The 25,242-nt window shown below is 55.2% G+C and carries 20 protein-coding genes; 12 read left to right on the top strand and 8 right to left on the bottom strand.

Annotated features, from left to right (window positions below; genetic code table 11):
* The first annotated feature begins 25 nt into the window (after nucleotides 1-25).
* The 6 genes from HY788_11045 (at nucleotide 26) to HY788_11070 (ending at nucleotide 6,031) form a co-directional block, all read left to right on the top strand.
* Complete coding sequence (locus HY788_11045; GenBank protein ID MBI4774697.1) at nucleotides 26-1,780, top strand: copper resistance system multicopper oxidase; 1,755 nt, start codon at nucleotides 26-28, stop codon at nucleotides 1,778-1,780.
* A 195-nt stretch (nucleotides 1,781-1,975) separates the two neighbouring features.
* Nucleotides 1,976-2,641, top strand: coding sequence for a copper resistance protein B (locus tag HY788_11050; protein MBI4774698.1), 666 nt, complete (start codon nucleotides 1,976-1,978; stop codon nucleotides 2,639-2,641).
* A gap of 231 nt (nucleotides 2,642-2,872) precedes the next feature.
* Entirely contained in the window at nucleotides 2,873-3,970 is a 1,098-nt protein-coding gene (locus tag HY788_11055) for an L-lactate dehydrogenase (protein MBI4774699.1), read from the top strand.
* A 114-nt stretch (nucleotides 3,971-4,084) separates the two neighbouring features.
* A complete protein-coding gene (locus HY788_11060; GenBank protein ID MBI4774700.1) occupies nucleotides 4,085-4,465 on the top strand; it encodes a hypothetical protein in 381 nt (126 codons plus the stop codon).
* Nucleotides 4,446-4,928 (top strand): HAD-IC family P-type ATPase, encoded by a 483-nt coding sequence (locus HY788_11065; GenBank protein MBI4774701.1) that lies wholly within the window; start codon nucleotides 4,446-4,448, stop codon nucleotides 4,926-4,928. The genes HY788_11060 and HY788_11065 overlap by 20 nt, the downstream gene beginning before the upstream one ends.
* Before the next feature lie 194 nt (nucleotides 4,929-5,122).
* Nucleotides 5,123-6,031, top strand: coding sequence for an NAD(P)/FAD-dependent oxidoreductase (locus tag HY788_11070; protein MBI4774702.1), 909 nt, complete (start codon nucleotides 5,123-5,125; stop codon nucleotides 6,029-6,031).
* 160 nt (nucleotides 6,032-6,191) lie between these two features.
* Here the strand turns inward: HY788_11070 and HY788_11075 are convergent, their stop codons facing one another.
* Nucleotides 6,192-7,301 carry a TOBE domain-containing protein gene (locus HY788_11075; protein MBI4774703.1) on the bottom strand — a complete coding sequence of 370 codons (1,110 nt, stop codon included), beginning with the start codon at nucleotides 7,299-7,301 and terminating at the stop codon, nucleotides 6,192-6,194.
* A 185-nt stretch (nucleotides 7,302-7,486) separates the two neighbouring features.
* Here HY788_11075 and HY788_11080 point away from each other — a divergent pair, with 185 nt between their 5' ends.
* On the top strand, nucleotides 7,487-8,449 hold the full coding sequence (locus tag HY788_11080) for a sulfite exporter TauE/SafE family protein (protein MBI4774704.1): 963 nt from the start codon (nucleotides 7,487-7,489) through the stop codon (nucleotides 8,447-8,449).
* A gap of 241 nt (nucleotides 8,450-8,690) precedes the next feature.
* Here HY788_11080 and ychF read toward each other — a convergent pair whose 3' ends face one another.
* Nucleotides 8,691-9,761, bottom strand: coding sequence for a redox-regulated ATPase YchF (ychF, locus tag HY788_11085; protein MBI4774705.1), 1,071 nt, complete (start codon nucleotides 9,759-9,761; stop codon nucleotides 8,691-8,693).
* Nucleotides 9,762-10,006: 245 nt separating this feature from the next.
* Between ychF and HY788_11090 the strand changes: the two genes are divergently transcribed.
* Entirely contained in the window at nucleotides 10,007-11,221 is a 1,215-nt protein-coding gene (locus tag HY788_11090; GenBank protein ID MBI4774706.1) for a DEAD/DEAH box helicase, read from the top strand.
* Between the two features lie 334 nt (nucleotides 11,222-11,555).
* Nucleotides 11,556-12,464 (top strand): pirin family protein, encoded by a 909-nt coding sequence (locus tag HY788_11095; GenBank protein ID MBI4774707.1) that lies wholly within the window; start codon nucleotides 11,556-11,558, stop codon nucleotides 12,462-12,464.
* Nucleotides 12,465-12,743: 279 nt separating this feature from the next.
* On the opposite strand, the gene HY788_11100 is transcribed toward HY788_11095, so the two are convergent.
* The gene (locus HY788_11100; GenBank protein MBI4774708.1) at nucleotides 12,744-15,095 is read right to left on the bottom strand and encodes a glycosyltransferase; all 2,352 of its coding nucleotides are present in this window, start codon (nucleotides 15,093-15,095) and stop codon (nucleotides 12,744-12,746) included.
* 84 nt (nucleotides 15,096-15,179) lie between these two features.
* A complete protein-coding gene (locus HY788_11105) occupies nucleotides 15,180-16,016 on the bottom strand; it encodes a sulfite exporter TauE/SafE family protein (GenBank protein MBI4774709.1) in 837 nt (278 codons plus the stop codon).
* Between the two features lie 65 nt (nucleotides 16,017-16,081).
* On the opposite strand from HY788_11105, the gene HY788_11110 reads away from it, so the two are divergent.
* Nucleotides 16,082-16,405: a hypothetical protein gene (locus tag HY788_11110; protein ID MBI4774710.1), complete on the top strand. Its 324-nt coding sequence runs from the start codon at nucleotides 16,082-16,084 to the stop codon at nucleotides 16,403-16,405.
* 196 nt (nucleotides 16,406-16,601) lie between these two features.
* Here HY788_11110 and HY788_11115 read toward each other — a convergent pair whose 3' ends face one another.
* From HY788_11115 to HY788_11130, 4 genes are read right to left on the bottom strand one after another with little or no spacing between them, the layout of a single operon-like run.
* Nucleotides 16,602-17,081, bottom strand: coding sequence for a FixH family protein (locus tag HY788_11115; protein MBI4774711.1), 480 nt, complete (start codon nucleotides 17,079-17,081; stop codon nucleotides 16,602-16,604).
* Between the two features lie 31 nt (nucleotides 17,082-17,112).
* A complete protein-coding gene (locus tag HY788_11120) occupies nucleotides 17,113-20,373 on the bottom strand; it encodes an efflux RND transporter permease subunit (protein MBI4774712.1) in 3,261 nt (1,086 codons plus the stop codon).
* Nucleotides 20,374-20,394: 21 nt separating this feature from the next.
* Nucleotides 20,395-21,600, bottom strand: coding sequence for an efflux RND transporter periplasmic adaptor subunit (locus HY788_11125; protein MBI4774713.1), 1,206 nt, complete (start codon nucleotides 21,598-21,600; stop codon nucleotides 20,395-20,397).
* Entirely contained in the window at nucleotides 21,600-22,868 is a 1,269-nt protein-coding gene (locus HY788_11130; protein MBI4774714.1) for a TolC family protein, read from the bottom strand. Before HY788_11130 ends, HY788_11125 begins: the two co-directional genes overlap by 1 nt.
* 902 nt (nucleotides 22,869-23,770) lie before the next feature.
* Between HY788_11130 and HY788_11135 the strand changes: the two genes are divergently transcribed.
* Both HY788_11135 and HY788_11140 read left to right on the top strand, forming a co-directional pair.
* Nucleotides 23,771-24,745: a chromate resistance protein gene (locus tag HY788_11135; protein ID MBI4774715.1), complete on the top strand. Its 975-nt coding sequence runs from the start codon at nucleotides 23,771-23,773 to the stop codon at nucleotides 24,743-24,745.
* Nucleotides 24,746-24,786: 41 nt separating this feature from the next.
* On the top strand, nucleotides 24,787-25,224 hold the full coding sequence (locus HY788_11140) for a chromate resistance protein (protein MBI4774716.1): 438 nt from the start codon (nucleotides 24,787-24,789) through the stop codon (nucleotides 25,222-25,224).
* The last annotated feature ends 18 nt before the right edge of the window (nucleotides 25,225-25,242 follow it).

A 25,242-nucleotide genomic window follows, 5' to 3' on the forward strand; every position in this document is an offset into this window, starting at 1 on the left:
ATCGGAAACGCATGGGGAGAGCAAAATGAACGGCTCCAAGGAAATCACCCGACGCAATTTTATGAAGACCACCGGAGCGGGACTTTTCCTGACAGGTCTATACTGTACCCTGCCCATGCCGGCATGGGCGCTTACAACCAGTCCAGGAATCGAACAGAGGACCCCCAAAAGCCGATACGATTTTACCATCGGTTATTCGCCCGTACAAATAGACGGTCGTGAGGGCACGGCGACCGCCATAAACGGTACGGTTCCGGGCCCCCTCCTGCACCTCCGGGAGGGCGGCGACGTCACTCTCAATGTGACCAGCCGGCTAATGGATACGGAACACGCTTCCATCCACTGGCACGGAATCCTGGTGCCGTTTCGGATGGATGGCGTTCCGGGGGTGAACTTTAACGGCATCCAGCCGGGCGAGACTTACGAGTATCGCTATCGGGTCAAACAGGCCGGTACGTATTGGTACCATAGTCACTCCCGTTTTCAGGAGCAGACCGGGGCTTACGGGCCTTTGATCATCGAGCCGAAAAACGGAGAACCGTTCGACTACGACCGGGACTATCCGGTGGTGCTGTCCGACTGGTCCTTCGAGGACCCGGAGACCATTTTCCGACACATCAACCTGATGGGGCACTATTACAATTTCCAGCGGCGCACTATATGGGACTTTTTCGAAGATGTGGGTGAGCGCGGCTTTGCAGATCCGATCTCCGAACGCATGGCCTGGGGCAAGATGAGGATGAGCCCGGTCGATTTGGCCGACGTGACGGCTTACACCTATACGTATCTCATGAACGGCCATTCACCGGACATGAACTGGACGGCGATTTTCAATCCGGGGGAGACCGTCCGGCTCCGTTTCATCAACGCCTCCGCCACGACCAACTACGACGTGCGAATCCCCGGCTTGGACATGGAGGTGGTCATGGCCGACGGAAAGGCAGTGCGCCCTGTGTCCGTTCATGAGTTTCGTATCGGAGTGGCCGAAACGTACGATGTGCTGGTACGGCCCATGAAGGACCAGGCTTTCACCATATTTGCCGAATCCCTGGATCGAAGCGGCTATGGCCGGGGAACCCTGGCCCCCGAACCGGGAATGAAAGCCCCTGTGCCCGCACTGCGTCCCCGCCCGGTACGACGCCTCGAGGATATCGGGATGGGCGGGATGCTTCACGGCAATATGAAGGATATGAGCCACAGCCAAATGGACCACGGAAGTAAAGCTTCGCTAGACGATCCGAGAATCCCCGGGCCCAACGGACCTACGCCTTTCAAACCGGAGAAGTCGCGCTCGAACGTGGAAATGGTGATCACGAATCCGACATACCGGCTGGATGAGCCGGGCATCGGTCTCGGCAAAGACGGCTGGCGGGTCTTGACATACGACGATCTCGTTTCCATCGAACCGCAGCCGTACTCTGCGACGGTCGACCGGGAGATGACGATCAATATCACCGCGAACATGGAGCGGTACATGTTCTCCTTCGACGGTAAGAAATTCACTCAGCATCCGTGCCCGTACCTTTTCCGCCACAACGAGCGACTGCGTCTCTTCTTGGTGAATCACACCATGATGGAGCATCCCATACACCTGCACGGCATGTGGATGCAGCTCGAAAACGGAGCCGATAAGCTGCCGTTCAAACACACCATCCTAACGAAACCCGGAGAGGTGCTTTCCGTGCTCATCACACCGATCGAAAAGGGGGACTGGGCCTTCCATTGCCATCTGCTCTACCATATGGAAGCCGGCATGTTCCAGGTAGTCCGGGTCGCCTGAGGAGGACATTCAATGAAGACATGCATGCTGCTGCTGGTTCTTTTTCTCCTACCATCCACAACCTTGGCAACCGATGAGACCTTCACCGATTCAGAGGAGCGTGCATTTCCAGCCGATTACCACAAAGTGGATGCCCATCCGGAGAAAGGCGAAAGGATTCAAAAATACGCGGAAGATGCTCAATCAGGGGCGCAGATGAATTTCGGCGTACAGCCCATTCCCGACAACGAAATCTTCGCCGTTTTCCGTGGGGACCGCCTGGAGTACCAAAGCAATGATGGAGAGGGCGGTCTTTTCTGGGATGTTCAGGCATGGGGCGGCACGGATTATAGCAAGCTCTGGTTCAAGAGCGAGGGCTTTTGGCTGTTCGACAAAGAGACGTTCGAGGAGGCCGGGGTGGAGCTGTTTTACAGCCGTAACATTGCCACGTTCTGGGATTTGCAGGCCGGTGTCAGACACGATTTCGAGCCGCATCCGACCCGGACCTTCGCCGCGCTGGGCATCGAGGGGCTGGCGCGCTATTGGTTTGAAGTGGATGTGACCGCATATATAAGCCAGGACGGCGACCTCTCGGCCAACCTGGAAGCCGAGTACGACCTGCTCCTCAGTCAAAGGCTGATCTTGCAGCCGCGCTTCGAGATCGACGTTGCAGTGCAGGAGGTCGAGGAACTCAGCATCGGCCAGGGCATCAATGACATCGAGTTGGGCGCCCGCCTTCGCTACGAAATCCGAAGAGAATTCGCCCCCTACATCGGGGTTTCCTGGAGCCGGAAGCTTGGCGAGACAGCGGATTTGGCTGAGGCCGACGGTGAAAGCATCGAGACAACCTCCCTCGTGGCAGGTATCAAATTCTGGTTTTGAAAATCCGGTTTTTAAAAGATGGCAAACGAATGGAAGATCGGATTTTGTAGAAGCGCCTGAATCGAATGGCTTCAGATGGCTCATGTTGGGGCTGGGGACTCATTGGGCACATACCATTACGCATTCGACTCCCGTAGTGGAAAGAGATGGCTCTTGGGCAAAAGAGGTAGCATCACGTTTCGCGAGAAAGCTCTTGCAGGGACAAACGTAACGTGTAAGGGGGCGAAAACAATGGCCAGGGACCCGGTTTGTGGTATGGAGATCGAAGGCCAAGAGGGCCGATACGGAGCTCAATATATGGGTGAAAACTTCTCTTTTTGCAGCGAGGACTGTAAAACCAAATTCGAGGGCAACCCGCAGAAGTATTCAGATGCAATGGAAACACCTGTTTCGACCACTCGAAAGGTCGTTATCGTGGGAACCGGGCAGGTGGGAGCGACCATCTGCTTTTCACTTATGACGAGCGGACTCGCTTCCAGCATCGTTCTCATCGACCTCAACCCCGACTTGGCTGAAGGTCATGCCATGGACCTCAATGACGGCCTCTCCTTTGTCCAGCCGGTGAGAATCTTCGCAGGAAACTATTCAGATTGCAAGGGAGCCGATATTGTGGTCGTGACGGCAGGCGCCGCCCAAAAACCGGAAGAGACGAGGTTGGATCTCGTTTCCGAGAACACGAGAATTTTCAGAGATATTATTCCCAGGATCGTGGCGCACGAGCCGGGAATCCTGTTAATCGTATCCAACCCGGTCGATATATTGACCTACGTTGCCCTCAAAGTTTCCGAATATCCCATGAACCGCGTTATCGGATCCGGAACCACGCTCGATACGGCCCGTTTCAGGTTCCTTCTCAGCAGGCATTGTCAGGTGGATCCCCGCAATGTTCACGCCTACATTATAGGAGAACACGGCGACAGTGAGGTTCCGGTCTGGAGCCAGGCCAATATCGCGGGCTTGACTTTAAGCCAGTACTGCTCTGTCTGCGAAAGAAGCTGCCTTTCGGAGGAAAGAGAAGAGATTTTCAGGCAGGTTAAAAATGCCGCATACGAGATTATCAACCGAAAAGGATATACCAACTTCGCTATTGCCCTGGCAGTGGTGCGAATCATCATCAGCATACTCCGTGACGAGAACAGCGTCCTTACCGTTTCCACACTGGTGGATGATTACCACGGCATATCGAATGTTTGCTTGAGCATACCGGCCATTCTGAACATGAATGGTGTCTCCAAGCATATCCACATAAACCTGGATGACTCCGAAAGGCGCCAACTCCTGGCTTCAGCCGAAACCTTAAAAGGAATTATCGGGAAATTGGATATCTGAGAAGAAGGCAAGACAATCGCGGAAAAACAGCAAACCGACAAGAATACAGTCGGCGATTCATTAGGTGACCCTGAACTGGATAAAGGTCATGAAAGACACAAAAACCACAACGGTATGAAGCGCCGGGATCACGAAGGAGGCAGGGAGCACGACGGACACAAGGGCGGCGATCACCACGCGCACATGGTGGCGGACTTCAGAAAGCGTTTCTGGATCTCCTTGCTGGTTACGATCCCTATTCTGGTATTTTCTCCCATGATCCAGGCGTTTTTAGGGGTCAAGCAGGCTCTTGGATTTCCGGGGGACGACTATGTGTTGTGGGTACTTTCGTCGTTTGTTTTCGTTTACGGCGGCAGGCCGTTTCTCAAAGGGCTCGTCGATGAGCTGAAAAAGCGACAGCCCGGAATGATGGCCCCCATCGCCATTGCCGTTGCTTACGGTTACAGCGCACAAAGAGTTGGGCGTCCAATGTATAATGCTTACTGGAGACAATGAATTGGTGGCCAGGTGGGTGGCTGAAGAGGTCGGCCTTGACGAGTATTTCGCAGAGGTTTTACCTGAAGACAAAGCGGAAAAGGTAAGAGAAGTCCAGTCTCGGGAACTGGCCGTGGCCATGACTGGAGACGGCGTTAATGACGCGCCTGCCCTTGCGGAGGCCGATGTGGGAATTGCTATCGGCGCAGGTACGGACGTGGCGGTTCAGGCGGCGGATATCATCCTGGTCCGCAGCAATCCGCTGGACGCCGGGGCCATTTTGGGCCTTTCGCAGGCCACTTACCGCAAAATGATCCAAAACCTGGTTTGGGCCACGGGGTACAACGCATTCGCCATACCGCTCGCCGCAGGAGTCTTGTCCGCCTACGGAGTGTTGCTGTCCCCGGGCATTGGGGCGGTTCTTATGTCCTTGAGCACCGTGATTGTCGCAGTTAACGCTAGATTGTTGAAGACTGCAAAATAGCGCAGCGATATCGCAGGGGGTCTGTAGGGCTTGCTCGGAAGGTAAAAACAGCTCTGATCCTTGTACGCCCTTGGCTTATCTAAGACTTTAATATATTGATATATTAAATTGTTTTATATGAAGAATTGCACGAACACGTCGATTGAACTTCAGCGCCATGCGGCGCTTTTTTACCGGTAACGTGGGAGTATGAAATGACGGACGAGCGTTACGATGTGGTCATCTTGGGCTCCGGACCCGCGGGGCTCCAAGCGGCCATCCATGCGGGGCGCAGAAAGGCCTCGGTCTTGGTCCTTGGAAGACTTCCCAGAAGCAGTTCCTACAACGCACACATTGAAAATTTCTGCTGCCTGCACGGGGACACGGGCGCGGAACTTCTGAAACAGGCTCACCTGAAAGCAGAAGAATCGGGCGCGAAGTTCCTCGAGCAGGATGTGACCGAAATTACGATGGACAATGGGCGCTTTTCGTTGCAGGTCGAGAGCGGAAGACATCTCGACGCTGCGGCCTTGATCTTTGCCATGGGCATTTCCCGCAAGAAGCTCGGCTTGAAAGGGGAAAAGAATCTCTTGGGACGAGGGATCAGCTATTGCGTGGACTGCGATGCGGGTTTCTACAAAGGAGAAGCCGTGGCCATGATCGGATGCGAGAGCGCGGCCCTGACGGGCGCTCTGACGTTGCTCCTGTATGCCAAGGAAGTGCACTTGATCTGTGACAAGCCGGATGCGACCGATGTTCTGATCGAAAAGATCAGGGAGAGCCCCATTCAGCTTCATGAAAGCAGGAAGGTTGCGGAAATCTTGGGCGACGAATCAGTAACAGGCCTGGAATTGGATGACGGCGCACGCATAGACGTTGGGGGCGTTTTCATTGAACTCGGAGCCAAAGGGGCCACCATGCTGGCGGGGGCATTGGGGGTCGCTCTGGACAAGGATACCATGAAGTATATCGCAACCAACAAAAAGCAAGAGACCAATGTCCCGGGTGTATACGCCGCCGGGGATATCTGTGGTCCTCCGTGGCAGGTGGCCAAGGCGATCGGCGAGGGGTGCGTTGCGGGTCTCGAGGCGGCGGCTTACGCAAAGAAGCTGAGGAACGCATGAGCCGAGCGATGAGCATCGGCCGACTCTTAAAGGACGGAACAGATTGACCCATAAGGTTATCATGTTCAGTCGCGAGGCAGGGAAGCAGGACTGCGATCTCGCCGAATCTTTCCCGCCGACCTTGGTTCGTATTCTGTCGTTTCGTAAGAGCAGGGGTCGCTTAATCGATGTGCAGCACCACGGCAAAACTGTTGAACAATGCCCAAACCGGATCACCGACGTTGAGATTGAGCTGCCGGCTGCCTGCGGTCGAGACAAGGGCGCACAATTCCGTCCCATCGGAAATACGGACAGCATACTCCGTATTGACTTCACCCCCGGCTATACGGACGATACGGCCGTGAAACCTGTTTTCCGCGCTGCACGCCGGTTCTTTATCCCCCTGCTCGAGAATAACCCACGGCGCCTTGACTTCGGCCCTGATCAACCCCCCTTCCTTTAACGCCAGTCTGTTCAAGCTGTCGATGGTGATGACCGTGGTGACCGAGTGGCCGCTCATGGTGGTCAGATTCACGCAAGCCTGTATATCTCCGCGGTGGATCGTTAGGATTTTGCCGAAGAACGCGTTACGCGCACTGGTCTTACGAGACGCTTCTCTCTCCAGAAACAGCCTGGTCACCTGCTGGATTTCATCCTCTGAAAAGGAGACATAAGACGATGTCAGATTGGGCGTCGAATGGCCCAGCATCATCTGAACCACGGGCAGCGGCATGTTGCCTTGCATCATCTCCACGGCCCGCGCCTTGCGAATCAGCTCCGGACTACCCAGCCGCTTGGGATATCCGCAGGCTTGGGCCCGTTCATAAAACTTGCGGCGCACGAAGCCCGGATCGACGCCGAAACGGCTCTGCAGAGGATTTCTGAAAGCGGGATCATCCAGCGTTCGTTGAATCTCACCGGATAAGTCCTCCGAAATCTGAACCTCCCTTGGGTTCGTTTCCGACATAAGGTCCGCGCGGCGAAAGAGGATGCATTGCCGTTTAGTATCGATGTCCCCGAAGGGGTTCAGGGACAGAACCTCGTTCAACTTGGCCCCTGTGTACCGGATCAAAAGAAAGATGAGTACGATGCGACGGCGTGACAGGCGTACGTCAGCGCGCGGTGAACTCTCGGCCCACTCCCGAAAGGAGTGCTCCAATCGATGGAGCTGAACGGCGTCCAGGCACTGGTCTTCGTCCGGAATCGAAACGATGCGCCCGTGGTTCGTATTCTTTTGGATGGGTGGTTGTTGAGCGGACGACGCTGGATGTTCTTTCGTTTTCGCGTTCATGAGTCTCTCCGCCGAGGTTTCCGGTGTGACCCGGATCGATCCGTTCGTTTGATTATAGCTTAGCCGCGCGACGAGTCACCCGGCAAAATCATCTTGACGTTGGTCCTATGGCTTTGATACATATTAACACGAAAATAATATGTTTCGTGTCTATTAAGTCAAGCGCTTTTCAAATGGAGGCCGAGATGCTCTTTCAGACCGCCGGAATCGAAGTCGCTCCATGGATTCCACCCCTGGTCGCTCTGGTGATCTCCTTTTTCACCTCCATGGGAGGAGTTTCAGGAGCTTTTCTTCTCTTGCCGTTCCAAATGTCGTTTCTCGGGTACACCCATCCTTCGGTCAGCGCCACCAACCAATTGTTCAATGTCGTCGCCATTCCAAGCGGGGTCTATCGGTATTGGAAAGAGCGAAGAATGGTGTGGCCGCTGACCTGGGTCGTGGTGGCCGGTACGCTGCCCGGGGTTTTCATCGGTGCTCTCCTAAGGGTCTCTTACCTGCCGGATCCAAAGCATTTAAAATTGTTCGCGGCCGCCGTGCTGCTCTATATCGGCATCCGGATGGTGGGGGATCTGGTAAAGAACAAGACGGGCAAAGCAACTACCCAAGCCCGCAGCGAAGATCGTTTCCGAGAGACGGTTCGCCGGCATCGCTCGGACACTACCGGCCGGGATCCTTCTGAAGCGTCCTTGGCGGCCGTCAAGGTCACCCACTTCAATTTGAAGCGAATCGGGTACACATTTTATGGTGAGCACTACGACGTTTCGTTCTGGGGCATTTTCTCCCTGAGCTTCGTCGTCGGCATTGTGGGAGGGATCTACGGCATCGGCGGCGGCGCGATTATCGCTCCGTTCTTCGTCACTTTTTTCGGGTTACCCGTGCATACCATAGCCGGAGCGGCCCTGATGGGCACTTTCGTTACATCGGTCGCCGGTGTGGCGTTCTATCAATCCATCGCCCCCCTGTATCCGAATATGTCGATTGCCCCGGATTGGCTGTTGGGAATTCTATTCGGAATAGGCGGGACGGCGGGGATGTACCTGGGGGCCCGTTGCCAGAAGTTCGTTCCGGCCAAAGCCATTAAGTGTATGCTGGCCGCTATTATCATCTTTACGGCCGTCAAGTATGTCGCCGACTTTTTCGGGCATTGACCCGGGACGTGACGGACATACGCAAAAAACAGGTACAAGGCCGATCAACCATCATATGGAGGTTCCTTGAAACGAACGGATCCGGCGGACGGCCGATCAGGCTCTCCCGTTCAAACCGGTCGAGAATGGAAAGTCGCCGGCCGGCTCGTTAGCGGAGAGCGAGGCAGGTCCGGCTTCTTTGGCCTCACTCTCCATCGGCTATCGCCAGGGTGCTCTCGTCCCCTATGTGTACGATTCCGGGCTACACGTTAAACCGGAAATTCAAAATGTCACCATCTTGAACGAGGTAGTTCTTGCCCTCGACTCGAAATCGCCCCTTCTCTCTCACTCCTTTTTCCGATCCGTAGGCCAGAATGTCATCGTAGCTGAAGCATTCCGCGCGGATAAAGCCACGGGCTATGTCCGAGTGAATTGCGCCGGCGGCGTCCACCGCGGAGTCCCCGTTTCGAACGTTCCATGCGCGGACTTCGTCGGGCCCAACGGTAAAGAAATTGATGTAGCCCAGCATCCCGTAGCAGGCCCGTGTCAGACGGTCCCGGGCCGAGTCCCGGATTCCCATGTCCTCCATGAACATCCGGGCTTCCTCCGCGTCCTCCAAGCGCGAGAGTTCCGTTTCAAACTTGCCGGCGAATTCGATTACTCTGAAAGTCCTCTCGATCATCTCGACGACCGTCTGGTTCTTCCCATACTCGGATTCACCGGAATTGAGGATCACGAGCTGCGGCTTGCCCGACAGAAACTGGAAACCGCGCGCGATCTTTTTCTGATCCTCGGACAGATCCATTCCCTGGATGGGGAGCCCGGCCTCGAGCCGGCTCGTGATTTTTCGCATCAGACTTTCTTCGGATATCAATTCGTTGGACTTGATTCCCCGGTCAAAGGAGTGCTGAATGCGTTCCAGTCGACCCTCTGCGAGGACGAGGTCGGCCAGCAGCATTTCATCCCGGATCTGTTCCAAGTCTACGACCGGAGTGGGGGCGCCGTTCAGGTCATCCTTGAAATTCCGGACAACCAGGGCCAGCGCATGAGCGTTCTTTGCCTGTTGCATGAGCTCCGGAGGGAACAGCCCGGTACGGCCCGAGCCGTTGTTGAACCCGGAAAAATCCACCATCTCGATGGTGGCGTAGGTCGTCTTTTTGGGATGATAGAGTTTGGAAAGGCGGGTAACTCGGTCATCACCGACATGGATCACCGCCTGGTTGGGCTCGGCCTTGGCGTTGACGTGGTTCGTTATTGCCGCTTCCGCTTTCGTCAGCGCGTTAAAGATGGTTGTTTTGCCCGAGTTGGGCAGTCCGATGAACGCTATCTTCATTACTAACCCTTTCGCTTGTATCTAGTTTTCCCGGTGGTCAATTTGAGTGTGCATGAATAAAAACCCATTTATATACATCAAACCAGAGGAGTTGGCAAGAATGAAAGCGGATCAAATGGGCTTGACAGCGGTTCAAACAAGCTGTAGGGTGCATACAAACGTTGTTCCTGGTTGTTATTTACGCGAACGTAAGCCCTGGAATGAATCCAGGGCTTTTTTATTGGAACACAGAAAGAAGGTATTTTTTGGACTTTAAGGAATTTCATTTTCATCCGAGTGTAGCTGCCGGAATCACGGCCGCCGGATTCGAGAGACCGACTCCGATTCAAGAGAAGGCCATCATTCCATTGATGAAAGGACTCGACGTCATGGGCCTGGCCCAGACGGGCACCGGCAAGACAGCCGCCTTCGCGTTGCCGTTACTGAATCGATTCGTGGATAAGAAACGCGGCCGCGTACGAGCCCTGATCATCGCTCCTACTCGCGAACTTGCCGAACAGATCCACCAGGATATCAACACCCTTGGAACTCAAACCCGGTTGCGCTGCATCACCCTTTACGGAGGCGTACCGCTCAACCCTCAGATTCAAAAACTAAAAAGGGGCGCTGAAATCATCGTGGCTTGCCCCGGCCGCCTTATCGACCATATCAACCGGGGCAATGTGGATTTCTCCCTTCTCGAAGTACTGGTTCTCGACGAGGCGGACCAGATGCTGGATATGGGGTTTATCCCCGACATTCGAAAAATTTTGAAGCGTATCCCCACCAAGCGTCAGACGCTGATGTTCTCCGCTACCATGCCTAACGAAATTCGACAACTAGCGTTCGAGGTATTGTGCAAACCGGTTACCGTTCAAGTGGGGAACACGGCGCCTGCGGATACGGTCAGTCACTTTCATTTCCCCGTCGCGCAAGATTTGAAGACATCTTTGCTGCTTAAAATCCTGAAGGATACGGATGTCGGATCGGTTCTTGTCTTTACTCGGACCAAACAACGCGCCAAGCGTCTAAGTGAAGCTCTATGCAAGGCCGGATACGGTTCAACCTCTCTGCAAGGGAACCTTTCTCAGGCACGCCGCCAGGCTGCACTGAACGGCTTCCGGTCGGGAAGGTTCCAGATCCTTGTGGCCACGGATATTGCGGCGCGCGGTATTGACGTTTCCAATGTCTCCCATGTCGTCAACTACGATGTCCCCACCACTCCCGAAGCCTACATCCATCGCATTGGAAGGACGGGTCGCGCCGAAAAGAGTGGAAAGGCTTTTAATCTGATCACCAGTGACGATTCCGCCATCGTACGCTCCATCGATCGGATCCTCGGTTCGCAGGTCAAGCGATGTACCTTTTCGGACTTTGACTATAGCCCCTCGACCCGGCCTTCGGCGAACAAAGAGGCTCGCTCGACAAGGTCCTGGAAATCACTTAGAAAATCGGATCGCGAGCATCTTTCCTTTCCATGATCCGAATTCGGAATAGGAACAGAGAGAAAAACGAAGCCCCGTATCGTCGATGCGGGGTTTTGTTCATTTGGTAACCGGATTGATGAGAGTTGCGTCGATGGTTGGCTCCTCTTTATGCATCCGTTGAATGTTCAAGCAATTCGCCCTCTGAATGCTCTATCTTTCAGATGCTGCCCGGCATTCTCTTTGGTGGTCTGAAAGAGGTCCGTTTATGTGCCTCCCTTGGTCACGCGGTATGTACTCCCAAAATACATGATCCACCTCATTTTCCTTTTTCCATATTCAAACTACATTCCTTCAGGTATTTGTCACGCCTGGACGATAGGAGGAAAAAATGAAATCCGTGCGCATGATCAGTAAAGTGTGGAAGAGCAAGCCGACCATCGAGGGCGCCGGCGTGCATCTGAAACGGGCTTTCGGCTACAACCAGGTTCCCCAGTTCGACCCTTTTCTCATGCTGGACGACTTCCATTCGGACTACCCGCCCCATTACCTGAAGGGATTTCCATGGCACCCGCACCGTGGGATCGAGACGATCACCTATGTCATCCATGGAAGGGTGGAACACGGGGACAGCATGGGAAACCAAGGGGTCATCGCTTCGGGCGACGTGCAGTGGATGACCGCGGGCAGCGGCATCATTCACCAGGAAATGCCGAAAGGCGATGACAACGGACTCATGTGGGGGTTCCAGTTCTGGGCGAACCTTCCCGCCTCCCACAAGATGATGGGACCGCGCTACCGTGGAATTGTGAGCGAGGAGATCCCGGAGGTGAGTCTCGATGGAGAGGTTCGTGTGAAAGTGATCTGCGGCGAGGTCGGCGGAGTGAAGGGGCCGGTGAGGGACGTGGTCGTCGATCCCGCCTATCTGGACGTGACGGCGCCGCCGGGAACGACCTTCAAGCATCCCATCCGGAGGGGACACAAGGTGTTTGCCTATGTGGTGGAAGGAGAAGGTTACTTTGACCCGGAACGAAACCCCTTCGCCCACGAAGTGGTTGGGGAGAACTATTTCGATATGAACCGGAAGTGCGCCTGTGGTTCCGAGAGTCTTATCCTATACGGTGACGGCGACGAGGTGGCCATATCCACCCAGGCGATTCCGGTCCGTTTTCTCTTGGTTTCGGGAAAGCCGATTGGTGAGCCGGTCGCGTGGTACGGTCCCATCGTCATGAACACCCAGGAGGAACTGCAAATCGCTTTCGAGGAATACGAAAAGGGGACGTTTATCAAACATCCGTAGCAAACCAGGGACGATCGAAAGGAAAACGCGGGGTCGAGTCCTTTTTCCTCGACGAACTGAAGCCACTCTCCATCGCGGGCAAACGCATGATCGTTATCCGGCTTCGGGCGCGGTTCCCTGATCCTGTAGCGGCATGGTTCGGGGCATCGATGATGCGCGCCAACCGCCTCACATAGAATGATGGTGTTCCATTGGCCGAAGGCCGGCGGTTGCTTCTTCACATCGCGCACTTGAACCAACGGGAAGGAAGGGATTCCCTCTAGACCGCTCGATTTCAAGTCAATTCAGTGCCGATGTCACTTTCGCTGCAAGTACGCGAGCGTACACTTGAGTCATCTCGTATCCGAATTTCTCGATACTGTACACCTTGGCGAATTCCCGCGCGTTTGCGGCAAGCCGCTCGCGCAGTGCGGAATCCGCCAGGAGCTTTTCAATGTGCTCTCCCCAAAGTCCGGCATTCAGCTTGGTCGTGTACCCGTTGAACCCGTTTTGAATAAAATCATTGATACCGCTCGATCGAACCGCCACCACCGGCAGTCCGGCTGCCATCGCTTCCAGAATCACCATTCCCTGGGTTTCGGCGCGCGAGGCGAAGACGAAAATGTCCGCCAGGCGACAGTACGCGGGTACCTCTTCGGGAGGCACCGCCCCGAGGAGAAAAACCTGTTTTTCCAAGCCCAGTTGACGGATTCTTTCTCGCAGGTGGTCACGCTCCGTGCCTTCGCCGACGATCAGGAGCTTGAATGGTAGATGACAGCTCTTCGCGAGGTCGTGGATGGCATCGAGCATGAAATCGATATTCTTCTCCTTGCTCAACCTCGATACACTGATCAGTATCCTTTCATCGCCGATGCCGAGCCGAGCGCGAAGCTTGTCGAGCTCGCCGTTGTCCACATGGAGAAAGCATTGGGGATCTACTCCGGTAGGCTGCACAAATATAGGGCTTTTGACGCCAATCATGCGCAGATACTCTTCCGCGGATTCGGTAGGCACTACCACACCGTCACACCGGTTGGCGAAGCGCCTTACCTGGGCGTGCGATATCAGATTCCGGAAAAGCGTTCGGGCCAAGGGCATATAGTGGGCAAAGTGTTCCAAGCGTGTGTGGTAAGTATACACCACGGGCACCTTCAGGCGCCGTGCGAGGAACAAACCGGCTCTACCCAGCCAGAACGGATGATGCAAATGGATGACATCCGGTCGGAAGGCGGCCACCGCCCGGTAAATAGGCAAAGAGAAAATATTCGGAATCGGAAACTCACCCTTCTCACCAAGCCGAATGAGCGCCGGAAGCCGCAAGGTGTCTTCCTCTTCCTTGTTTTCCGGTTTAGCATCGTAGCTGGGAGCCGCAATCAACACCTGATGGCCCAGTGTTTTCAGCCCCCGTCGCAAGCGGTCGATGGATATCGGCACACCGCCGACAAAGGGCAGAAAGCTATTGGTGAACATGGCGACCCGAAGAGGGCGCCTCAGAAACGGCTCAGGCTCCAGGTCGAAATTGGGATAGTAGTTCCGCTCCGTGAAGACGGCGACGTACAACCAGATGGCTATGGCGATCAGAACGCTTACCAGGAGCAGAAAGTTCAGGTAGCCCACATAAAAAACGGAATGAACGAAGAACCACAAGCTTTCCAGAGTGCGAAACACAGGGTGCTGACCGATATCGAGTCGGATGGGCGCGACATCGACACGATCGCCCTGGACGGCAACTTCGACATAATGATAATAGCTGCGTTCGTTGTTGAGCACCAACCCGCCCGCTCCACCGGTCACTACATACTCGGTGTCCTTGTTTCGTACGCGTGAGAACAGCGGCACGTTGGCGGAGAACACCGCATCCACCCTGAAACGTTCGATGATCGCCGTGAATCGATCGCTGACCTCCTCCGGGAGAAGATAGTCGTCGCCGAAGTCCAATACGCCTTTCCTGTCGATGGGCCTGACGGGACGGCCGGAGAAGAGAAAGGTATGCTCGCTTGAGGTAACGGCCAATTCTTCCTCGAGCCAACGGAGCTGCCACTCCCAAGACGTCTTTCCCGTGCTGTCCAGGAATACGAAACGGCTGTTACCGGCCGAAAACGCAAACAAATAAGGGCCGAAATGATCGTAGAACCGAAAACCGCCGAGCCTGCTGTCCTCGTTCTCTCCGAAAGTGAGTAGGTAAGGCATCTGCAATTGGCTCAGTGTTCGATAGATCGCCCGGTATTTGTCCTCCCCGCCGCTGCTGACCGCATTGCCGGCCGAAACGGCAAAATCCACACCTCGACCGTTGATCATGGGGATAATTTTCCGATCGAAGATGCCCACCGAGTTATTGATATTACCCACTACCGCAAACGTGAACGAGGACCGTCCACTCAGTTTCGCCTCGATACGTTCGACCTGTCGCGCATGGACGCTCTCGAAGTCCTCTTCGAAAAAATTCAGATAGACCTTGTAGACGAGCAGCAAGGCAACAGCCAGAATATTCAAATAAAAAATCAGTCTGAGCTTGCTCCATCTACGCACAACGTCACTCCTTAACAGTAACGGCGCTGGAAACAAAAAAGGTAACCGGAAACAGTGCGAGGCCCCACACAGCCAACAGAATGGCGATCTGTGGGCCGATCGGATAGGTTGGGTTCGAACCATATCATAGAGAGGACGTGCCTATGGCTAAAATTAACGATCTGAAGGACGTGAGATTACCCCTAACCCGTAGTTTCGAATGGCTGCTCACACAGCTAAGAACAGGATTCTGATGCCGACCAGCCCGAGCGCCGCCGCCAGGCTTCTGATAATCCAGTTCCCGGTGAGAAACCGGGAGAGCCGGGCTCCGATTTGAGCACCCAGCAGGACCCCGATGCCCAGAGAAATCATATAATGGACCCCATATGGGAAGGTGCCGGTCAAAATATGCACAACGGTTCCCGTAAACGCCATGATCGCCAGAATCAAATGGGAAGTTGCGGTCGCCACGTGCACGGGAAAGTGTAGCAGGTACACGAGCGCGGGAACATGGATAATGCCTCCACCGATGCCTAGAAAGCTCGAAATGTACCCGATAAACAGGCTCAGCAACACCCCCGCCTTGGGGTTGAAAGCGTAGTCGAAAGTGGTTCCGTCCGTCTCTTTCAGGTGACGGCTCATCATGTCATGGTCAAAAAAATAAACCGTCCGGCCCTTTGCCGCCATTCCGGGGTGGAGATTTAGAAAGACCGCGGCGCCTACAAGCAAGATCCCAAATATCACGTCAAACAGACGGCGAGGGATGAAGCCGGTATTGAGGGCTCCGAAAATCGCCCCGGGAATGGTGGCGACAGCGAATAATAGCGCGGACTTGTAGTCGATCCGCCGCATCAGGGCATAGGCTCCCGATCCCGACAGGGCGTTCAAAAACACGATCGCCAGAGAAATGCTTGTGAGTTTCTCCGGCGTTTCATTTGGAAAAAAGAGGAGCAGCAGCGGCATCAATACAAAGCCGCCGCCGGCCCCGATGAGCGTCCCATAAGTTCCGACGCCCAAGCCAATGGCAATCAAACCCAAATAGGTTTCCGGGCTGAGACCGTTCATTTCGGTTGCCGATTTCCTGCTCGTCTGAGGGGTTAAACGATCGGACAAGACGACTCGATTCGATTATGCTCGACTCATCATTCAATGGTCCGCCCATGGATTCCGAGATTGCAGGGTATCATACCGCAATTGTGCCAACGGCAGAAAGCGAATTCGGGATCGGCTTTCCGCGTCCGGCGGCCGACGCAGCAAACGAAAGGACGATTACCGGCACGGTGGTGGAAACGGCCGGGAACAAGGAAGAGAAAATCACCCCTGCCGGAATCGCAACCGAGAGCGAAGGCAAATTTGAGGTTGCGGGGAAGGACGAGGGCGCTGAGCTGATGAACATGATCGACAAGAAATTGGAAGTATCGGGCTCAGTTCACGAACCCAAAGAGGAAAAATAATACATGTGACCGGCTACGAAGTCGTGGGAATGGAAGAATCCGTGGAGCAGCTCATGGAAAACCCCATGGGAGAATCCCCGGAATGATCCCCGATCAGGTAGGAATGAAATCTTCTGCTTGTTCGATGCAAGGAAAGGGGACGGCTCAGCCGCCCTCTCCGTTGTGGTTAGCCGCAACCGATAGTAAATAAGTCCACCTAGTGGAGGTCGTAATAAATGCCTCCTGTCTTCTTCTGGTCGCCATATCTGGCTAGCACCAGGATCTGATATCGACCTTTCACGGGCATGTTGACATAAGCATCGTAGCTGTTCATCGACGGTTCGAAAGTCAGTGCTTTGAGCTGGTCCTTTCCGGACGGATCGATGAGGCGCATACTGACACTTGCATCGGTGATCGGCTGCTGCGATTTTTGATCTTTGAGCACCACGGTGATGTTGTGGGTGGTTCCGGCCTCGACGTTCTCTTTCATCTTCATCTCGCGCAGCATCTTCAAGTGCTCCGAGTTGGCCATCACGGAAAAACTGATCACAACCCCTTCCGCCAAGACGTCCTGGGTGGTCATGGCTCCCGTTTCGTGGGTCGCGGCGCCATGGTTGTGTTGCGCTACGACCCGTGCGGGGCCGGCTAGGCACAGCGTCAGCAGGAGACACAACGTGATCAAATGAGATTGGAACATAATACCTCCTCGGATGGTACGGTTGTCGGTTTCAATGGCTCAATTCCGATATGTTCAATTTTCCTTTTTTCAGTGCCCGGGATTTGATCATGGCAAAAATCACCGGCGTTATGATCAGCACATGTACCGTGGAGGTGACCAGTCCCCCGATGATGGGCGCCGCAATGGGCTTCATGACATCGGACCCTACGCCGACCGACCACATGATCGGAACCAGGGCCATCAGGGTCGTGCCCACGGTCATGATCTTGGGGCGCAGGCGGAGCACCGAGCCTTCTACGGTGGCCTCGAGGATGTCGGCCTGACTGACCGACCCACGGCTCAATCGCTTGTCCAACGCTTCGTGCAGGTAGATGATCATCACCACGCCGGTTTCCACAGCGATGCCGTACAAAGCGATATAGCCTACCCACACGGCCACGCTGAAATTGTAGCCGAGTAGATACTGCAGGATCACCCCGCCGGTCATGGCGTACAAAACAGCCAGCATCAGGATGATCGATTCCGAAATGGAGCGGAAGGTCATATAGAGCAAAATGAAAATAACGAAAAAGACAATCGGCAACACGACTTTGAGCCGTTCTTTAGCGCGCAGTTGGAATTCGTACTGTCCGCTCCATGAAAGGAAATAGCCCGTGGGCAGGTGCAGCTTTTCGGCGATGGCCTGCTTGGCGTCTTCGACATAGCCGCCCAGATCGCGCCCGGTGACATCGATGAAGACATAGCCGGCCAGCATGGCGTCTTCGTCTCGGATCATGGCCGGTCCGCTGGTCAGGCGGATATCGGCCAGTTGCGCCAGCGGAATCTGACTCACCTGCGCGCCGGATGCAGCGGGCGCATTCATGGCCCCGCCGGCGCCGGTTATGTTCACCGGCACCAGGATGCGCTCGATCTTTTCGATGTCGTCCCGTAGTTCGCGCATGTAGCGTACGTTCACCGGGTAGCGTTCGCGACCTTCTATGGTGCGGGTGATGTTCATACCGCCGATGGCGGACTGGATCACCTGCTGGACATCGCCCACGGTCAGTCCATAGCGTGCAATGGCGTCTCGCTTGATCCGGATATCGGTGAAATAACCGCCGGCCACGCGCTCGGCGTATACGCTGCGAGTCCCGGGCACCGATTTGAGGATTTGTTCGGCGGCGATTCCAAGCTGTTGAATGGTATTGAGATCCGGACCGAAAATCTTGATGCCCACCGGTGTGCGGATGCCGGTGCTGAGCATGTCGATGCGCGCCCGGATGGGCTGGGTCCAGGCGTTTTGCATGCCGGGAAACTGCATGCGCCGATCCATCTCTTCCACCAGTTCTTTAAAACTCAGGGAGCGCTCGGCGCCGAAGATGCGTCTGGCGGCCGGACGTAACCCTTCCGGCAGAAAGTCGTACTCCCTAGCGACCTTACGCCACTGGTCGCGGGGTTTCAACTGCACGGTGGTCTCCATCATGCTGAACGGCGCCGGATCCGTGGACGTTTCGGCCCGGCCGGCCTTTCCGTAAACCGACAGGACTTCGGGAAAACTCTTCAGGATGCGGTCCTGGGTCGCGAGCAGGTTCCGGGCTTCCGTCACCGAAATGCCTGGGTTGGTTACCGGCATGTAGAATATGGTTCCCTCGTAAAGCGGCGGCATGAATTCGCTGCCGATGCGCAGCGCCAGAAAAATCGCCAGAGGAATGAGCAGGAAGTTGATCGCGATGGCGGTCTTCTTGAATCGAAGGCACCAGGCCAGGATAGGCGCGTATATCCTCCTCAGAATGCGCGACAGCGGGTTCTGTTCCTCGGGCCTTAGGCGTCTGCCGCGCAGGAAAAGGATCATCAGGATGGGCACGAGTGTGATGGCCAGCAGCGAAGAGGCGGCCATGGCGAAGGTCTTGGTGAAGGCGAGGGGACGAAACAACCGACCCTCCTGGGCCTCGAGCATGAATACGGGCACAAAAGAGATAATGATGATCACCAGTGCGAAGAAGATGCCCCGTCCGACCTGCTGACAAGCACTGACGATCGTAGCGACGCTGTTCTTACGCTCCTCGTCGCTGCCTTCTGAAAGACGCCGGTAGCCGTTTTCGACCATCACAATGGAAGCGTCCACCAGCACGCCGATGGAGAGCGCCAGTCCGCCCAGGCTCATGATATTGGAAGAGATTCGAAAGAAATACATGGGAATGAAGGAGATAATCAGGGCGATGGGCAAGGCGAAAATAGGCACCAGGGCGGATCTGAAGTGCAATAGAAAAACGATCACCACCAGGCTGACCACGATGATCTCTTCCAGCAGCGTTTTCTGCAAATTGTGGATGGATTGGCGAATCAGATCCGATCGGTCGTAGGTGGGCACGATCTTGACCCCTTCGGGCAATCCCGGGGCGATTTCGGCGATCTTCGCTTTGACGGCGTTGATGACGTTCAATGCGTTTTCGCCGAAGCGGATCACGACCACTCCGCCCGCCACTTCACCCAGACCGTCCAATTCCACAATGCCCCTGCGGATGTCCGGCCCGACGACTACTTCTGCGACGTCACGCAACAGGATTGGGGTGCCACCCTGGTTGCCCATTACGATCCCGCCGATGTCCTCCACCGATTTCAGGTATCCCAGGCCTCGCACCATGTATTCCCGGCCGCTGAATTCCATCAGCCGCCCTTCGACGTCGCTGTTGGACATCCTGATGCGGCTGATAACGTCCAGAATGGAAATATTATACGCCGATAGACGGTTGGGATCGATGTTGACTTGATACTGCTTGACGAAGCCTCCGATGCTGGCTACTTCCGAAACTCCTTGAACGCTGGCAAGGGCATAGCGCAAGTACCAGTCTTGCAGGGAACGCAGCTCGGCTAGGTCGTGCCGTCCGCTTTCGTCCACCACGGCGTAGGTGTAGACCCATCCCACACCGGTCGCATCCGGGCCCAGCACCGGTACCGCGCCCTCCGGCAGCCGGCCGGTGAGCTGTTGCATGTACTCCAATACTCGCGAACGGGCCCAGTAGATATCCGTGCCGTCTTCGAAGATGACATATACATAGGAAAAGCCGAAGTCGGAAAGGCCCCTCACGGTCTTTACCTTGGGCGCGGAGATCAGACTGGAGACGATGGGATAAGTTACCTGATCCTCGATCAAGTCCGGGCTGCGGCCTTCCCAGGGTGTGTAGACGATCACCTGAACGTCGGAAATGTCCGGCACGGCATCCAGGGGGATGTGCTGCATGGCGTAAACACCACCCAGAACCAGCAGCAAGACGCCGGTGAAGACAAGGAAGCGGTTCCGGGCGCAGGCTGAAATTATCTTCTCGATCACGGGACATCCCTCGCTAATTCGTTAGTGTTGGTGGACGGACCCGACGGCCTCCTTGAGCTTGGATTCCGAGTCGATCAGGAAATTGGCGCTCGTCACCACCGTCTCGCCCGCCTCTAGTCCCTGCACCACTTCGAAGTAGCCTTCCGCTCGAACGCCCGTTACGATATCCCGTGGTTCGAAATATCCGGCGTCCTTGGACACCAGCACCACCTTGCGGTCGCCGGTTTCGATCACGGCGCTTTCAGGAACGGCTTTACGGATGCCCAGATCGACTTTAATCGCTACTTCAGCATACATCTCCGGTTTCAGCTGGCCTTTGGGATTCGGGAGCTCAAACCGCAGGCGCGCAGTGCGGGTGCGTGCATCGAGGGCTGGATAGATGTAAACCGCCTTGCCCCGGAAAACTTCTCCCGAAGCTAGAGTGATATCGGCGTACTGTCCTAATCGAATTATCGGTAGCTCATACTCGTAGATATCCGCGATCAGCCAGACTACCGAAAGATCCGCGATTTTAAAGAGCGTGGCGCCCGGATCGACATAGGCGCCGCGAAAAATCGACTTCTCCAGGATGATGCCGCTCAGCGGCGAGTGCAGCGCCAAGGTCTTTTGAATCTTGCCGTTCTTTTCCAGTTGCGCGATTTGGTCTTCGCTGATGTCCCAGAACAGAAGACGCCGGCGCGTCGAATCGATCAGCACATCGCCGGCGCCCGAGATCTCCGCGTAAGGGCTGTTTTCCCAGCTGCGACGAGCGCTCAACGCCAGAAGGTATTCCTCCTGGGTGGACACGAGTTCAGGGCTGTAAATCGTAAGGAGAGGCTGTCCCTTGGCTACAAAACGGCCCGTGAAGTCGGCATAAAGCTCTTCCACCCAGCCGGCGATCTTGGTCGAGACAACTCCGACACGTTTTTCGTCGTACTCGATGCGTCCGACGGTGCGGATAACCTTTTCCAGCGGCCGCGTTTCTACTTTTCCGAGTTTGACGCCGATCAACTGCTGCCTTTCGGAAGATATCTGGACGCTGCCCGGGGCCAACTCGATCATCTTGCCCTTATTTTGGAGTTGCCCGACATCCAGGCTTTTGAGTTCATCGAAATCGGATAGGGCCTTATTATCTCCGGACGCCGGGGCCGTGGGGGCATGGCCCGCATGTTCATCGGCGGCCTGTCCGAGAAGCGCCCATCCGACGGCCAGCAAGATCAGTAGTAGTACGAAATGAAAAGAGCGCATTATTCTTGCTCCTTGCCAAGCACCAGGGGCGTCCCCACCGCGGCCTCGAGGACGGCGATGCTCTTGGCGTAATCGGTGAGGGCCTGATGGAAGTCCAACTCGAAGCGGTAAAGTCGCATACGGCTGTCGAGCAGGGTCATGAAGTCGGCCTTGTTGACGGTATAGGCGCTCATGGCGGATTGGATTTGCACTGTGGTCTGGGGAATAATTCCGGTACGATACAGCTCATATTGCTTCTGAAGCCGTTGGGCCATGGTTGCCGCGTCGGAGATGGCGAAGAAGATTTCGTTCCGCGCTCCGGTATACTCGGCTTGCCGGGCCGATAGCCTGGCCGCCGCTTCATCCACCTTTCGATTCTGTTTGGATTTGGCGAAAACCGGTAAATTCATCTCGATCATACCGCTGTATAGCTCCGAGTCGATATCGCGCTGACCATAGGACACCCGGAAATTGAAATCGGGGTAACGCTCGCGATTCGCCAGAGACAATCCTTTCACGCCGGCCGATACTTCGTTCTGCAGGGCCTTAAGCACGGGGCTTGTGTCGAGGGCGGTCTGCTGTAGCTGTTCGATGTCCAGATTACGGGGCTCGAAAAGCACTTCTTCAGGCACACCTAAAGGATGCGACGTAGGCCGATTCAGAAGCATGTTCATTCTGGCCTCGAGCGCCCGCCGACGCTGTTCGAGCATCAGCAGCTCATCCAGCATGCGGGAGATCTCGACCTGTGCCCGGATCACATCTTCCTGGATTCCCTGGCCGAGGCCGTAGCGGGTCTGGGTCAAGCGTGAAAAATCTTCAAGGATAGCCTTGTTGCGAAGCGTCACATCGGTGGCGCGGTATACATGAGCGAGATCGTAAAAAACCAGCTTGACGTCCTTGATCACCTGGTTGGCGTTTTCGTCGATCTCTGATTGAGAGGCTTCGGCTTGCCTTTCGGCGACCTCTCGCATCAGCCGGCGCTTGCCGAAGAAAGGCACTTTTTGTGACAAGGATATTTCCTTGGTGGTCATCGGCTCGACGTTGAAATCGAAACTGTCCGGTAAATTCAGGACGCCAAATCCGAGCATGGGATCATCCAGAGCTCCGGCCTGGGGTATCTGCTGTCGAGCGGCTTCGGCACGATGGCGGGCCGCCCCGATCTGAGGATTGACGGCCAAAGCCTCTTCGATCAGTTGATTTAAGCTGATGACGGGCTCCGCAGGAATGGCGATCAACGGCCGGAGGAGAAAGAAGAGAAGGAAGAAAAGCCCGCACAGGATGCGTGGCATATACAGCCCTCCTTTTTTGGCAACGCGTGCTGGTTCAGTCCCTGTGTGATGTTGGACAAAGATAACGCGGTCTTTTAGAAAAACAAGGCTCTGGACAAGCTTTCGTATGAAAAATTCCAACATGAAAAGCAATATACAAGAGAGAGCAGGCTCCTGCCGGTCAGCGGGAAGAGTAAGGGCGCATCCGGCGAAAAGAAAGGCGCTCTACCGGATTTGCGATGTATCGTCTATTTAGTGGAAAAACTGGAAGTAGGCTGGAGTCTTTGTGAAGAATACCCACGCAATGGCCGGAATCTTCACTCGACTTGGAACAAATCGAAGGAAGGCGTCCCGTCCTGAAGCAAGAATGTGGGTGTACTTGCCATGTCCGGGCGCGCTCTGCTTTCTATAGACGAGGAGTTCATTGGCGGCTTCCGTTCATGTGTTGTCCGAGTATGCAAGGTGCGTCCCGTTTCTGAGCGCTTAGTTGCATATACCGCTGAATCACTTGCTCAATTTCCAAGCATCCGAAGACCACGCCCGGACTGAGTATGTATTACGTTCAATAAACAGGTTGGCTCCTAGTTGCCCGGAGTTTCGCGAATCGCCCGGGCCTCTATGTAAACGCTGCGCACCGACGGGACCGCTTGGCGGATATCCAATTCAATCTTTGCTCGTCTATTTTACTCAACGCTTTTGCAGAACACCCGTGCAATCAGGATTGTTCGAAGAACAGTTTGACGACCACGGCTTGGAACGATGACGCGTTGAGGAGCTTCCGGGGCGTCTATGCGTATTTTTCTCCGTACCCTCTACCGATATTCTTGTATCAACCCCATAGATGTGCTCCATCTCCATGTTCATCCTTGACAAAGTGAAACAATTGTAACATTATGTATGTTACAATTGTTTAGGAGATAACCATGGCATCTGCCCATCCGACCACATGGCTGCTGTTCATTCATCAAATCCCCCCCAAACCAGACGCCCTTCGCGTGAAAATATGGAGGCGCCTTCAGCAGGTGGGGGCCGTCGCGATCAAGCAATCGGTCTACGTTATGCCGTTTTCCGAGCAATCAAGGGAGGATTTGAGCTGGACGCTCAAGGAGATTGTCGAGGGCGGCGGGGATGGCTCCATCTCAGAGGCGCGGTTTGTCGAGGGGCTCTCGGACGAACAGATCCTCGCCCTGTTCCACAACGCGCGCAAGTCGGACTACGAAAAGCTGATCCAGGAGGCCAACGCGCTGCTCGCCGAATGGTCTTCCGGAGAGAGCGACCCCAGGGACCCTGCGACCAGAGGACCGGCTCAGCTTGCCAAATTGCAGCGACGGTTGGACGAAATGGCCGCCATCGATTTTTTCCGGACCCCGGAGCGCGCCACGGCGGAATTGCAGCTTAAGGAGTTGGGAAATCTCCTGACCAGACAACCATCCGCCAACAACACGGTTAATGAGGGTATCGGCGACCTGATGGGAAAGACTTGGGTGACCCGCTGCAATCTGTTTGTCGACCGTATCGCTTGTGGCTGGCTGATCCGTCGATTCGTGGACAACACGGCAGCATTCAAATTCGTTCCTGGTCCTCATTACGCACCCAAGCCCAACGAGGTCCGTTTTGACATGTACGACGGGGAGTACACCCACGAGGGAGACCGCTGCACCTTCGAGGTTATGGTCCAACGTCTTCAGATTCAAGACCACGCCATGGGCCCTTTGGCTGAAGTGGTACACGACATCGACTTGAAGGACGGAAAGTTTGGCCGCAGCGAAACCTACGGATTTAACGCCCTTCTGACCGGCTTGGTGGCCGCGCATCCGGACGATGATGAGCGAATGACGGAAGGGTTTCGCCTGTTTGACAATCTGTACGCCTATTATCAACGGCAAAAGAGGGAATAACCTTCTGAGTTCGGAGCTTAGAAACAATAGGAGAACGCCCAATGAAATGGATAACCCGATCCCGTGTCCACGTCGACCGGGTGGCGTGCCCTTGGCTGATCGCCCGGTTTATCGACACGGATGCCGAGTTTCTGTTCGTGCCGAAAAGCAAGGTAATGCAAATCGCCGAAAAGACCGGCGCGATTCCCTTTGACACTGAGGGAGCCGAGCTGCACCACCGGGAGGACCGCTGCACCTTCGATGCGATAATCGAGGATTACCAACTTACCGATACGGCCCTGCTGCGCATGGCCAAAGTGATCAACGCGGCGGACACCGGCCGCCTGGGCGCCGATCCCCTGGCGGCCGGTTTTGAAGCTATCGCCGTGGGCTACAGTCTGCGCTTTCCGAATGACCTGGAAAATATCGAAAAGCAGTTTGAGGTCTACGACGCCTTGTATACCTGGTGCCGCCTGGATGTCGCCAGGAGAGAATCCTAAAGGAACGCGTCATGGCAA

The organism is Deltaproteobacteria bacterium (genome assembly GCA_016208165.1).
GTDB lineage: Bacteria > Desulfobacterota > Desulfarculia > JACQYL01 > JACQYL01 > JACQYL01.

Coding starts and splice junctions, on each gene's coding strand:
- HY788_11045 (MBI4774697.1), top strand. CDS start 26: ATGAACGGCTCCAAGGAAATCACCCGACGCAATTTTATGAAGACCACC.
- HY788_11050 (MBI4774698.1), top strand. CDS start 1,976: ATGAATTTCGGCGTACAGCCCATTCCCGACAACGAAATCTTCGCCGTT.
- HY788_11055 (MBI4774699.1), top strand. CDS start 2,873: ATGGCCAGGGACCCGGTTTGTGGTATGGAGATCGAAGGCCAAGAGGGC.
- HY788_11060 (MBI4774700.1), top strand. CDS start 4,085: ATGAAGCGCCGGGATCACGAAGGAGGCAGGGAGCACGACGGACACAAG.
- HY788_11065 (MBI4774701.1), top strand. CDS start 4,446: ATGCTTACTGGAGACAATGAATTGGTGGCCAGGTGGGTGGCTGAAGAG.
- HY788_11070 (MBI4774702.1), top strand. CDS start 5,123: ATGACGGACGAGCGTTACGATGTGGTCATCTTGGGCTCCGGACCCGCG.
- HY788_11075 (MBI4774703.1), bottom strand. CDS start 7,301: ATGAACGCGAAAACGAAAGAACATCCAGCGTCGTCCGCTCAACAACCA.
- HY788_11080 (MBI4774704.1), top strand. CDS start 7,487: ATGCTCTTTCAGACCGCCGGAATCGAAGTCGCTCCATGGATTCCACCC.
- ychF (MBI4774705.1), bottom strand. CDS start 9,761: ATGAAGATAGCGTTCATCGGACTGCCCAACTCGGGCAAAACAACCATC.
- HY788_11095 (MBI4774707.1), top strand. CDS start 11,556: ATGAAATCCGTGCGCATGATCAGTAAAGTGTGGAAGAGCAAGCCGACC.
- HY788_11100 (MBI4774708.1), bottom strand. CDS start 15,095: ATGGTTCGAACCCAACCTATCCGATCGGCCCACAGATCGCCATTCTGT.
- HY788_11105 (MBI4774709.1), bottom strand. CDS start 16,016: ATGAACGGTCTCAGCCCGGAAACCTATTTGGGTTTGATTGCCATTGGC.
- HY788_11110 (MBI4774710.1), top strand. CDS start 16,082: ATGCTCGACTCATCATTCAATGGTCCGCCCATGGATTCCGAGATTGCA.
- HY788_11115 (MBI4774711.1), bottom strand. CDS start 17,081: ATGTTCCAATCTCATTTGATCACGTTGTGTCTCCTGCTGACGCTGTGC.
- HY788_11125 (MBI4774713.1), bottom strand. CDS start 21,600: ATGCGCTCTTTTCATTTCGTACTACTACTGATCTTGCTGGCCGTCGGA.
- HY788_11130 (MBI4774714.1), bottom strand. CDS start 22,868: ATGCCACGCATCCTGTGCGGGCTTTTCTTCCTTCTCTTCTTTCTCCTC.
- HY788_11135 (MBI4774715.1), top strand. CDS start 23,771: ATGGCATCTGCCCATCCGACCACATGGCTGCTGTTCATTCATCAAATC.
- HY788_11140 (MBI4774716.1), top strand. CDS start 24,787: ATGAAATGGATAACCCGATCCCGTGTCCACGTCGACCGGGTGGCGTGC.